We start from the raw sequence: 10,897 nt of genomic DNA on the forward strand, positions 1-10,897 counted from the left end.
CGATCGGTCTATCGACGGCTGACATGAGGCTGAGAGATGTATTTGAGGACTGGCTTGTCTGGATTTCCCGCCCATCGGGGTGGAGTTGACTGCTGCAATTAGCGGGGGTAGGCTTCGATCTCATCAGCTTAGCGATCGCCAAGTTTGACAAGCTTTCAAATATACTAGCACATTTATTGAGAATTAATAGCATTAATTTGGAATAAAAATTTGTGACGCTCGATTCATCGCGATCGGATAAGTCCCGATCGCTAGCAGCATGACACCAACTAACCCCCACACGTATTTGTGTAATTCTTGAGCCGAAATGCGGATCGGTTTATCGACAGTGGCTTGTAGAGCGATCGATTCATAGTCATTGATGATGATTGTTGATAAATTGCCAGCTAAGTAGTCGTCACATCTGTTAGGACATATCAGATCCCCGACTTCTCCAAGAAGCGGTGGTTTTATTCGGAGGGAACCTCCGAATAAAAAAACCGACAAGACAGTCGGGGATCTAGCCTCGCCAGTCGAGATCCCCAAATTACCCGATCGTACCGACAAGTTGTCCTTTGTTATTAATACCCTGTGCGGTACCACCATCGCCACCTAAATCGGCGAGATCTGTCACCTTGCCATTCTCAACTAAAATGGGATTTTCAAAAGCATTAGAGAGAATATTCCGACCAGCATATTGCTTGCTGTTGTTGGTATCGAAGTAGTAGCTTTCTATTCCACCAAAATCTTCAATAGTTACTGGTAGATATTAGATAGCTTGCACCGATCGACAGCCGCAAGTGAAGCACTTTGTCAAGACATTGCTCGCAAAAACTTACTGAGAATTAATAGTATTAACTCTCAGTAAATTTTTGTGATGATTTCTAGTCGCGGGTGTGGTGGATATCGCTAAGTTGGGAAGCTAGCCAATCGAGCCACGCCCTAATTTCTAGCCGATTCACTTATTGGGAGCGGTAAAGATTTGACGTGAGAGCGATGAGGGCGAAACTGCTCGGATTGACTAACCCGCCAACAGGCAATCGGATAACTAATAGCGAAGGCGCTAAATACAGCCATCAGTCCCCAGACATATCGATGTAGCTCTCTAGCTGATATCCGACGGGGATGAAACTCGGTGGCAGGTACGCCAGTGAAACCGGAAGAAGTCGAATCAGAGTCGCTAAACATAAACTAATCGCCTGTGATTATTGTAAGGGGAGATAGGGAAACAGCGGATGCCAACACATAACGATCGCGGCTACCAGTAACCCAAAGGTACCAAAAAAGATCGTTCGGGTGCGGACTTGACGATGCTCAAGCAGATCGTTGAGGATGACCCAACTGACGAGCCAGCCGATGAGTAGCACCGTTTCTTTGCCTGCATAACTGCCAATATTGCCAGTTACTGGATCCGTACTCTGGCTACCAGGAATCCAACTGCCTAACCACTCGATAAATTGCTCTCGGTCTACTGATGTATGGGCGATGTGATGTGACACCATCATCATGACGGCACCAATAGCAGCACTAATGAAGGCTGCCGCAGCGATACCAGCAGTTCCCGGTGGTGTACTTGCTCCAGTTGCTAAGATCGCCGGAAATTGCTTTGACCAATTCCAGCATCGGGTATACCAAGGGAGTAATTCTTCAGAGCGAGGGTGCGGCATTAGGGTATAGAGGGTAGAGGGTGGAGGGTAGGCTTTGGGTTTTAGGTTTTAGGGGATAAGAGGGGGTTGGGGTAGGCTTTAGGTTTTAGGTTTTAGGGGATAAGAGGGTGTAGGGGTAGGCTTTAGGGTAGAGAATTGGCGAAACACTCCTGTTTAGGCGTTGCTGAAACGATCTATGATTGGTACTTATCAAAACAGCTAATTCCCTAATACCTAAAGCCTAAAGCCTAATACCTAATACCTAGAGGGCATGGATCTTCGCAATGCTTAGACCTGACACCATTCCTCCCATTGCTAAAAACATCAGCACCATGAGGGCAATGCTGGTAACAGATCGGACAGCACGGTGTTCGGACGCGACAATACTGTCCCCATATCGCCACAAGACCCAGGTACAGGCAACACCGAAGGGAATGATAAACACCGTACTCAGTTCGTGATACTGAGCCACCGTATAGTGAGTTAGTGGCGAATTTACTTTTAGCCAAGCACTAGCACCACCATGCTCGATCCCTGCTCGATATCGCATAAATGCCCAATTGCCGGAAACTATCCCCAGAAAACTCAGCAATGTAAACCAAAAAATCAGGGTACGCAGTTGAGGGAGAACATTCTTTGCGCCCCGAATCAGTGGAAAAGCTAGATGTCCGGCATAGGCAGCAACGATCGTGGTGAGCAATGCGGCAACTGAATGAATGGTGCCGATACTCCGTTGCCAAGGGCTAGGATGGAGTAAGTTGGCAAATGGTAAAAGGAGAAATAAGCCCACTGATAAAAAGCTCAATCCATAGATACAAACTTGGGCTAAATCTGCGGAGCGAGGTAGTTCTCTAACTGGAGTAGTGGTAATTGGTGTCAGCTCTTTCATGAGGGGAGTGAATAGAGAATGCAAACTAGAGTCGATCGACTCCCGTTATTGCCACGCATGGTGTAGTCACCGTTGCGGAGATAATCGATCGCTTTGTGGATGTTAGGCTTGAATGCGGTAACTTTACCACTAGCAAAAATTGATGCCTGAATTAACCATATAAACAAAATGTAGTATCTGTCTTGCACATTTCCCCGAAAACATAGCAAATTATTGCGAAAACAGATAAATTATTAATTTTGAAGATAATCGTCCATTAATTACGACGTACAATTTCGCTACAAAAAGTGTATGCCTAGATATTTCAGCCTCGCTCGTCCCGATCTTCGGTCGCCCTGCGGGTTTTAAGCACAATTGGGAGCGCTTAAAGTCAGCCATTTGGCTGACTTTAATAACTATTTACGAGTGTATTGTCGTAGTCTTGCGCTAGCACCACTTCAACCCATGCCAGTGGGGATGTGAGATTTAAGTTCGGTAATTTGGTTGTGTGCATCTACCATCACAACCTGCGGCTGGTGTTGGCGAGCTTGGCTCTCATCACACTGAACGTAAGTCATAATAATCAGCTTATCGCCCGGTACGCCCAGTCTAGCTGCGGCTCCATTTAACTCGATCGCGCCCGAGCCTGCTGCTGCGGCGATCGCATAGGTAATAAACCGTTGCCCGTTATTGACATTGACGACGTGTACTTGCTCGTAGGGGACTATTGCCGCAGCAGTCAATAACAGCTCATCGATACTGATGCTGCCCATATATTGCAGGTTAGCATTGGTAATCGTGCAACTGTGAATTTTGCCTGCCAATAACGTGCGTTGCATAGTTGTTGGTTAGTTGTTATTGGGGAAGGAGATGGGAGACGGGGAGATGAGGAGACGAGGAGACGAGAAGACGGGGAGATGAGAGTTGAATATACTCTCATCTCCACTCCTAGCGCTCCAGTACTGGCGCTACGATTGCTTACTTCTTCGCTGCTGCAACGCATTCTTGCACTAATGGCATGACGGCATCGACATCTTTCCAGCCGAGGATTTCAGTAACTTTTTTTTCTAAGTTTTTATAGGTTTTGAAAAATTCAGAGATTTCATCCAAACGGTGTTGGGCGATATCTTTGAGCGAAGTGACGTTAGCATAACGCGGATCTTTATCAGGGACGCATAAAATCTTCTCATCGCGATCGCCACCATCGATCATTTCGAGCATCCCGATCGGGCGACAAGCAATCACACAACCTGGGAATGTAGGCTGATCCATCATCACCATCCCATCGAGCGGATCGCCATCGTTACCCAGCGTATTGGGAATGAAGCCATAGTCGCAAGGATATTGTACCGAAGATGACAAAACGCGATCGAGTGCCATCGCATTCATGTCTTTATCAAATTCGTACTTATTCTTACTCCCAGCGGGAATTTCGATTAAAACGTTGATAATCCCAAATTTAGGTTGAGCGGGAATGAGCGTTAAGTCCAAAGTAAAATTCTCCAATTCAAAAAAGCTGGGGGATGTTTATTCCTGACAGAATAGATCCCCTGCTTGCATTTTACTAGGGATTGGGAATTGGATAATAGCTTTTAGCGTCCGAATATTGGCTTTAGGTCATTCGGGTAACGCTGCTGGTGGCAAATTGGGTAAAGCTTGGACACTGCTAACTGGCGAGTAATGAACGATTGCCGCCACAGGTAGTATCAATGTAAAGATCGCGATCGCACTTCCCCAGAACTCTCCCCACTTATGTGGAGGAGGCTCGGTTTTAGGTTTGCCAGGCGGGACGCTAGATTCCATGTAATGAATGTATTTAACTCAGCATTGATGCAAACTACCGGACTTGCCGGAGCTTTAACTTGCACCACTAATACCATTTTACCCAATAACGGGGAGATAGTTGTTACACAGCTCACATTTGTTCGCATTTGAGCGAGTCTTGACTTGTGCTGGGGTCGATCGTGCTATGGGTGTTAACTCTTTGAGGCGGAAAGTTGGGGAGTCTCACGGAGTCGCGATCTGAGCTTCAACTGGCTCTAATTTTTGCTCGGTTCGCTCTCTAGAAACGATAACCTTCACTAGACAATTAAATTTCTATTGAGGACGACTGAAGAGATATTCTTTAATGCGATTTTGCTCTGTTTGTAAGCCAAGAATATCACTAGATATCCCCGCCAGACGCAAATCGATTCTCATTCTGAGAGGCTACGCCAACGTATTAATGCGGCTGTCGATAATCTGTACCCGTTCTTCGACCTTTTTTAATCGTTCTGAAACTTGTTGGATGTCGCTAGAAAGTTGTCTATTATCACTACGGATATCGTTCAATTGGCGTTCAAAGCTACCAAATCCCGATTGGATGGCGCTAATTAGGCTATCTAGCTTCTGTTCGACTTGCTCTAAGCGTTCTTCTGACATTGGATATTCAACCCGAACTCTCTGTACGGCACGTATTTAAATACTATCATAATGGTTCGCGATCGCGTAGTTGCTCGTAGGCGATCGACAAGCTGCTTTGTAGAGTGAAATAGTGTGAGTAAACGCGATCGTTGGCGTAGCCTACCGTAGGTAATCGACACTAAATCAGAGAGTTAGATATGGTTGGTGTAAGTGGTGTAGCTAGTTAATGGAGCGCTCGCAATCATAATCGGTAATCATGATATAAATCTATCTTACTTGGGAATACTAGATCGACAGATTCTATTAAATAAATGAATAAAATTAAGCAAATAGCTTTGATATCTTTGTCTATTATATCCATAAATTCTTGTATAAGTTCTGCAAATGCACAACGTCTAAATTGGACTGATGCAGATTTTGAAGGTTACAGAGTCATAGCAGATACAGCCTGGAAAACAAAAGAAGAAGCACAGCAGCGGGGCGAATTTCTAAATTCCCGCTACGGATACCAAAATATTGGAATTTTGTGGATACCCTTTAGCTAATATGTGGCAAGTCGAGTTAACCCTACACTTCTTGTTAATTACCCTGCGATTCAATAACTCCTTCAGCTTCATTCACCATCAATTTTAGCCGCTCCAATGTCCATAATTCGACATCCTCCCACAAACCCCGTTGATTAGCTTCTAACAACCTTTCTGCCATATCTCGCTGCACCCACGGATTATTTTGCTCGATAAATTTTCGTACCGATTCATCAAACAAATAGGCATCCGCCACACCTTGATACATGAAGTCCTGGACGCAATTAGCCGTGGCATCGTAGGCAAATAAGAAATCTAAAGTCGCTGCCATTTCTGAGGCTCCCTTGTAGCCGTGGCGCATGGCTCCGGCGATCCATTTGGGGTTGACGATACGCGATCGATACACCCGATCGATCTCTTCTGTCAGCTTGCGAACTTTGGGATTTTCGGTGCGGGAATTATCGCCGAAATAGGCTTCGGGTGCTGTGCCAGATACTTGTTTGATTGCGGCGGTTAAGCCGCCTTGAAATTGATAATAATCATCGGAATCGAGTAGATCGTGTTCGCGATTGTCTTGATTTTGGAGGACTATTTGCATATTGCCTAAGCGTTGATTAAATGCTTCGGGTGCGGCGATGCCTTCGGCTTTGCTAGTATAAGCGTAGGCACTCCAATTGATATAAGCTTGGGCTAAATCTGCTTCGGTTTCCCAGTTTTGGGATTCAATTAAACCTTGCAATCCGGCACCATAAGCACCTGGTTTAGAGCCAAAAATTCGGTATTGCGATCGAGTCTGAGCTTCGTCTAGTGTTAATCCCTGCTCTAACCATTTAGCTTGTTCTTGTCGAACTTGTTGCGCTAATGGATTTTGTTCGGGTGTTTCATCTAATGCTGCAACAGCTTTAACAGCATTATCAAATAAGTCGATTAAATTAGGAAAAGCATCGCGGAAGAAACCAGAAATCCGCAAGGTGACATCGACGCGGGGACGACCTAAAATTGATACGGGTAATATCTCAAAATCTACCACTCGGCGGGATACGCCATCCCAAACTGGTTGGACACCAATGAGTGCTAAGGCTTGGGCGATATCATCACCGCCAGTTCGCATGGTGGACGTGCCCCAGATCGATAAGCCGAGGGTTTGGGGATATTCGCCGTGTTCTTGAGTATATCGATCGATCAGCACTTCTGCAGCTTTACGTCCCAAACACCAGGCGGTTTCGGTGGGGACGGCGCGGATGTCTACTGAGTAGAAGTTGCGTCCGGTGGGGAGGACTTCGGGTTTGCCTCTGGTGGGTGCGCCGGATGCGCCGCTGGGGATGTATTCGCCGTTTAAGCCGCGCAGGAGGTTGGTCATTTCCTGGGGGGTTTGGTGGAGTGCGGGGAGGAGTCGGGTGGCGATCCAGTCTAGTTCGGCTTGGGTGTTTACACCTACTGATAACTCTCGATTTGTCATGACTGCTGTGACTAATTCGGCGGCATATTCTTCGAGTATTTCTACTGCGTCGCCGATGATGCGGCAGGGTTTGGTTGCTAGCTTCGCTTTGGCATCTGAATCCCCCCTAGCCCCCCTTAAAAAGGGGGATTTAGCGGATGCGATCCGGTCGGGGAACCCGACCATGGAAGCACACCAAGCAGGGGGATTCTCACCAATCTCGAAACCCACTAACTCTTTGCCTAAATCAGCCGTCAACGGATCGAAATCCCATTCCCAATCCAACGCAATTGCACGGGTTAAACCGAGTCTGTTAGCATTAGGATTGCGCGCGATCGCAACCACAAGATCTCGTAGTTGTGTATCCTGGGGGCACTGCCCAAAAATATGCAAACCATCGCGAATTTGGGCTTCTTTCAGTTCGCAGAGATAGCCGTCGGCGGTGTTTAGGAATTGGGTGAGGATCGCGTCGGAACCCACCCCGTCGCTGTCGCGCCACCCCTCCGAGGAGGGGATTCTGATGCTGAGGGTTTCGTGGAGGTGTTCTGTTTGGATGAGGGCGATTAATCGATCGCGAATTACTGGCATCCTGGCTGGATCGAGGGTTTGGGCTTCATAATACTCATCGATTAAACCTTCTAATTGATTTAAACTGCCGTAGAGTTCGGCGCGTGTCATCGGTGGGGTGAGGTGATCGAGGATGACGGCTTGGGTGCGGCGTTTGGCTTGGGAACCTTCACCAGGATCGTTGACGATGAAGGGGTATAAGTGGGGCATGGCTCCGAATACGGCTTCGGGATAGCAATTTTCTGACAGGGCGACACTTTTGCCTGGGAGCCATTCTAAGTTACCGTGTTTGCCGACATGCACGATCGCATTTGCACCGAAATTCGATCGTACCCAATGGTAGAAGGCGACATATTGATGGGGTGGAACTAAATCTGGTGCGTGGTAGTTGAGGTTGGGATCTTTGTCGTAGCCGCGTGCGGGTTGGATGCCGACGAAGACGTTGCCGAATTGGATGCCGGGGATGGGGTAATTGGTGGGTTGCGGAGATGGTGAATCCCCCCTAGCCCCCATTTTTAAGGGGGGGATCGGATCTAGCTCCGTGCTGAAATCTGTGTTCTTAGTCCCCCTTTTTAAGGGGGATTTAGCGGATGCGCTCCGGTCGGGTTCCCCGACCATGGAAGCGCACCAAGCAGGGGGATTCTCACCAACGTCGCCCCACCGCTCAACAATCCCCTGCTGCACCGCAATCGGTAAAGTCTGAAAATGCGATCGATACTCCTCACCATCCAACGACTGACTAGCCTTGCGCCAGCCATCCCCTTCAGGATCGTTAGTCACCCCCGCCGTCAATAACTTAATCAACTCCCCACTATCCGCCGGAATCTCCCCAACTTGATAACCCGCCGCCTTCAGCGCGTGGAGGATTTCGACACAACTCTGCGGCGTATCCAATCCCACCCCATTCGCCAACCTACCATCGCGAGTCGGGTAATTAGCCAGAATTAAAGCTACCTTACGATCGCATACCTCTGTCCGTCGTAGCTTACTCCAATTTAAAGCCAATTCTGCCACAAATTCGACTCGATCGGGTACAGGCTCATACACCAATACATCCGTCTGAAGTGCCGAGTTCTGAGTTTGCACCGCCTTAAACGAAATCGCCCGCGTAATAATTCGCCCATCCACTTCTGGGAGAGCCACATTCATCGCCATATCGCGCGGTGTCAAACCCTGCCAACCAGACTCCCAAAATTCCTTCCCTGCGCCGCTCAAAATTACCTGAAAAACAGGTAGATTCAGCGTTGCCCACAAGCCCACCTGGGGCGTATCCGTATCCAAACTCGCCAGAGAAAAACTGGTGGTATTGAGTAAAACATCCACACCCTGCTGACAATAGCTAGTTAACACTCGCTGCACCACCGGATCTTTGAGCGAAGACACAAACATCGGCATGGGAGTTAGCTTTCGATCGACCAATGCTTGACATAATGCCTCGATCGCAGCAAGATTTCCAGATAGATAGTGCGCCCGATAGAAAACGATCGCCGCCCCACCCTGTAATGGCATTCCCTCCGGCAACCACCGCACCTCATCATAAATTCCCACACGCGGCACAACTTCAGCAGCGCGGTATGCACACTCAAAATCCAGCCACCGACTAGCGATAAAATTCAATAACTGACGATAGTTATCTACCCCACCCTCAATCAGATATTGCCACACTCGATCGACATCTGCCAAACTCGCCGTAGAATGGCTCATCAAGGTCGGATCGGGACGGTCGTCACCCGGCAGAACGATTAACACCGCTCCCGTCTGTCTGGCAGTCTCCTGGACGACTTCTAGCCCATAACTCCAGTAAGATTGACCCCCAATTAACCGGACGATAATCACCTGCGCCGCCGTCAATACATCCTCGGCATAAGTATCGATCGTCAATTGTTGCTGTAACTGCAACAAATTCATCACCCGCACCTGGGGAAAATCTGCCTGTAATTTACTCGCCGCAACTGCTAATGTCTGAATATCGGTATCGGCAGCGGTGATAAATACGATCGGGGCTGGCTGTTGTTCGACAAAGATGACACCCTCAGTAGCAGGATTCCAACCACCCGGTATTGTAGCGAGACGATGCATCGATTTTCACCCTGACAGACAGCACCTCATTGTAACGAACTTGGATTAACAAGTCGATCGCGATCGATGGTAATTACGCTCTGGTTATCGATCGACGATGAGAATCCTGTCAAATGGATCGCGGTGATGGAGTGATAGATTCATGACCCCAACTGTATTGGCGAACGAAATTGTTAACACGATGATTCCAGCAGGTTCTAAACTAGGCTCGATCGATTCATAGTTCGATCGAAGTAATAATCTCCCGATACTTAATTTAATCGCGATTTCCCACAGACTAGCAATGCTAATGTCAACTCGATCGGCAGTTTCAATTTATGTTTTTATCGATTTGGGTAACTGACAGCCATTCTCTGAATACCAGATGAAAGCATGAGTATCTAAAAGTAGATTAGTCACTCTATATACTCCTGAATGTAAGCTTCTGGCAAAGGTTTATCATTTACCCAAGTAATACCTTCTTTAATTTCTATCCGATCGTCAGGAGTACCAATAACACGACTTATTTGAATTCGATGTGCTTCTGATTCTGCCGCATGTTTTGACCCATCGCTACGATCGATCGAATCCACCACCATTTTCATATTTCGCTTGCACTTATAAAACCCGAATGTTTGGGATTAGATGTCATACTTTCGATCGATCCCTCCAATTCTAACTGCTCAGATCGATCGCAATTATCGATCGGATCGTCAGCACAGACACGCTCAAACACTCGATCGCCTGTCAATAATGCCATACAATAGATACATATCCTCACCAACCGAGCAGCCAAATATCATGCAAGCTCACCAAAATAGTATCAAAGTCAATATTCTGCTCCAGCAACGATCGGACGGGAAAACTGTTGCTTCTGTGTTGGAAGTTCCTGACTGTAACGCTGTAGAGAATAGTCGAGAACAGGCTGTTAGTAGTCTGCGAACCAATCTGATTGAGAAACTAGAGACAGTGCATCAATAGGATCGAGTAGTCATCACGATTGTCACTGCGGAAGAGCAATTACGCGGTCGGTTGAGTGTAATTAGTAAAGCATTCGACCCCAAAAGCAAAACATCGCTTTCGTTAGCTTATCAAAATTTACGTTTGACTATCGAGAGTTTACAAGAATTTGAGCAAATAGATTTAGTCAGTATATAATTCATCAATCAAATTGCAATGGTGGCTCGATAAAGCGACTTTCCCTTGGACCTTCCTGTACTGACGCGAGTTCTCGATGCTCTGTATCGGTCATTTCATGTGCGTATGCTTTGGAGGCGTTGCTGGATCGGGGTATGATTTACCGACCGCCGCTTAGGCGGCGCGCAAGCTTCGAGGGATATTTTCATCGATCGATTATCGCGATCGATTGAATATGGAATTGGCAGTTCATTAAATTTCAGATAATGAAGGAGTA

At 47.2% G+C, this 10,897-nt stretch carries 13 protein-coding genes; 2 read left to right on the plus strand and 11 right to left on the minus strand.

The window, feature by feature from the left end:
• From RMO35_RS19990 to RMO35_RS20030, 9 genes are all read right to left on the minus strand, one after another.
• Positions 1-280: hypothetical protein (locus RMO35_RS19990; RefSeq protein WP_309743533.1), on the minus strand; the 280-nt coding region annotated here is incomplete at its 3' end.
• 641 nt (positions 281-921) lie between these two features.
• Positions 922-1,167: a hypothetical protein gene (locus tag RMO35_RS19995; protein WP_309743534.1), complete on the minus strand. Its 246-nt coding sequence runs from the start codon at positions 1,165-1,167 to the stop codon at positions 922-924.
• Positions 1,168-1,184: 17 nt separating this feature from the next.
• Positions 1,185-1,646, minus strand: coding sequence for a hypothetical protein (locus RMO35_RS20000; protein WP_309743536.1), 462 nt, complete (start codon positions 1,644-1,646; stop codon positions 1,185-1,187).
• A gap of 241 nt (positions 1,647-1,887) precedes the next feature.
• Complete coding sequence (locus RMO35_RS20005) at positions 1,888-2,514, minus strand: hypothetical protein (RefSeq protein WP_309743538.1); 627 nt, start codon at positions 2,512-2,514, stop codon at positions 1,888-1,890.
• Positions 2,511-2,681, minus strand: coding sequence for a hypothetical protein (locus RMO35_RS20010; RefSeq protein WP_309743540.1), 171 nt, complete (start codon positions 2,679-2,681; stop codon positions 2,511-2,513). The genes RMO35_RS20005 and RMO35_RS20010 overlap by 4 nt, the downstream gene beginning before the upstream one ends.
• Before the next feature lie 270 nt (positions 2,682-2,951).
• Positions 2,952-3,332 carry an aspartate 1-decarboxylase gene (gene panD, locus RMO35_RS20015; protein ID WP_309743542.1) on the minus strand — a complete coding sequence of 127 codons (381 nt, stop codon included), beginning with the start codon at positions 3,330-3,332 and terminating at the stop codon, positions 2,952-2,954.
• Positions 3,333-3,471: 139 nt separating this feature from the next.
• Positions 3,472-3,984 (minus strand): inorganic diphosphatase, encoded by a 513-nt coding sequence (locus RMO35_RS20020; RefSeq protein ID WP_309743544.1) that lies wholly within the window; start codon positions 3,982-3,984, stop codon positions 3,472-3,474.
• A 126-nt stretch (positions 3,985-4,110) separates the two neighbouring features.
• Positions 4,111-4,296: a hypothetical protein gene (locus tag RMO35_RS20025; protein WP_309743546.1), complete on the minus strand. Its 186-nt coding sequence runs from the start codon at positions 4,294-4,296 to the stop codon at positions 4,111-4,113.
• 405 nt (positions 4,297-4,701) lie between these two features.
• Positions 4,702-4,914, minus strand: coding sequence for a hypothetical protein (locus RMO35_RS20030; protein WP_309743548.1), 213 nt, complete (start codon positions 4,912-4,914; stop codon positions 4,702-4,704).
• 293 nt (positions 4,915-5,207) lie between these two features.
• Here RMO35_RS20030 and RMO35_RS20035 point away from each other — a divergent pair, with 293 nt between their 5' ends.
• Positions 5,208-5,441 (plus strand): hypothetical protein, encoded by a 234-nt coding sequence (locus tag RMO35_RS20035; protein WP_309743550.1) that lies wholly within the window; start codon positions 5,208-5,210, stop codon positions 5,439-5,441.
• 34 nt (positions 5,442-5,475) lie between these two features.
• Here the strand turns inward: RMO35_RS20035 and RMO35_RS20040 are convergent, their stop codons facing one another.
• Together RMO35_RS20040 and RMO35_RS20045 are read right to left on the minus strand one after the other, a co-directional pair.
• On the minus strand, positions 5,476-9,504 hold the full coding sequence (locus tag RMO35_RS20040; RefSeq protein ID WP_309743551.1) for a cobaltochelatase subunit CobN: 4,029 nt from the start codon (positions 9,502-9,504) through the stop codon (positions 5,476-5,478).
• A 395-nt stretch (positions 9,505-9,899) separates the two neighbouring features.
• The gene (locus RMO35_RS20045; RefSeq protein WP_309743553.1) at positions 9,900-10,088 is read right to left on the minus strand and encodes a S26 family signal peptidase; all 189 of its coding nucleotides are present in this window, start codon (positions 10,086-10,088) and stop codon (positions 9,900-9,902) included.
• A gap of 40 nt (positions 10,089-10,128) precedes the next feature.
• Between RMO35_RS20045 and RMO35_RS20050 the strand changes: the two genes are divergently transcribed.
• Positions 10,129-10,464: a hypothetical protein gene (locus tag RMO35_RS20050; protein ID WP_309743554.1), complete on the plus strand. Its 336-nt coding sequence runs from the start codon at positions 10,129-10,131 to the stop codon at positions 10,462-10,464.
• Positions 10,465-10,897: the final 433 nt, after the last annotated feature.

It is taken from the genome of Chamaesiphon sp. OTE_20_metabat_361 (genome assembly GCF_031364565.1).

Coding starts and splice junctions, on each gene's coding strand:
- RMO35_RS19995 (WP_309743534.1), bottom strand. CDS start 1,167: ATGTTTAGCGACTCTGATTCGACTTCTTCCGGTTTCACTGGCGTACCT.
- RMO35_RS20000 (WP_309743536.1), bottom strand. CDS start 1,646: ATGCCGCACCCTCGCTCTGAAGAATTACTCCCTTGGTATACCCGATGC.
- RMO35_RS20005 (WP_309743538.1), bottom strand. CDS start 2,514: ATGAAAGAGCTGACACCAATTACCACTACTCCAGTTAGAGAACTACCT.
- panD (WP_309743542.1), bottom strand. CDS start 3,332: ATGCAACGCACGTTATTGGCAGGCAAAATTCACAGTTGCACGATTACC.
- RMO35_RS20025 (WP_309743546.1), bottom strand. CDS start 4,296: ATGGAATCTAGCGTCCCGCCTGGCAAACCTAAAACCGAGCCTCCTCCA.
- RMO35_RS20030 (WP_309743548.1), bottom strand. CDS start 4,914: ATGTCAGAAGAACGCTTAGAGCAAGTCGAACAGAAGCTAGATAGCCTA.
- RMO35_RS20035 (WP_309743550.1), top strand. CDS start 5,208: ATGAATAAAATTAAGCAAATAGCTTTGATATCTTTGTCTATTATATCC.
- RMO35_RS20040 (WP_309743551.1), bottom strand. CDS start 9,504: ATGCATCGTCTCGCTACAATACCGGGTGGTTGGAATCCTGCTACTGAG.
- RMO35_RS20045 (WP_309743553.1), bottom strand. CDS start 10,088: ATGAAAATGGTGGTGGATTCGATCGATCGTAGCGATGGGTCAAAACAT.
- RMO35_RS20050 (WP_309743554.1), top strand. CDS start 10,129: ATGTCATACTTTCGATCGATCCCTCCAATTCTAACTGCTCAGATCGAT.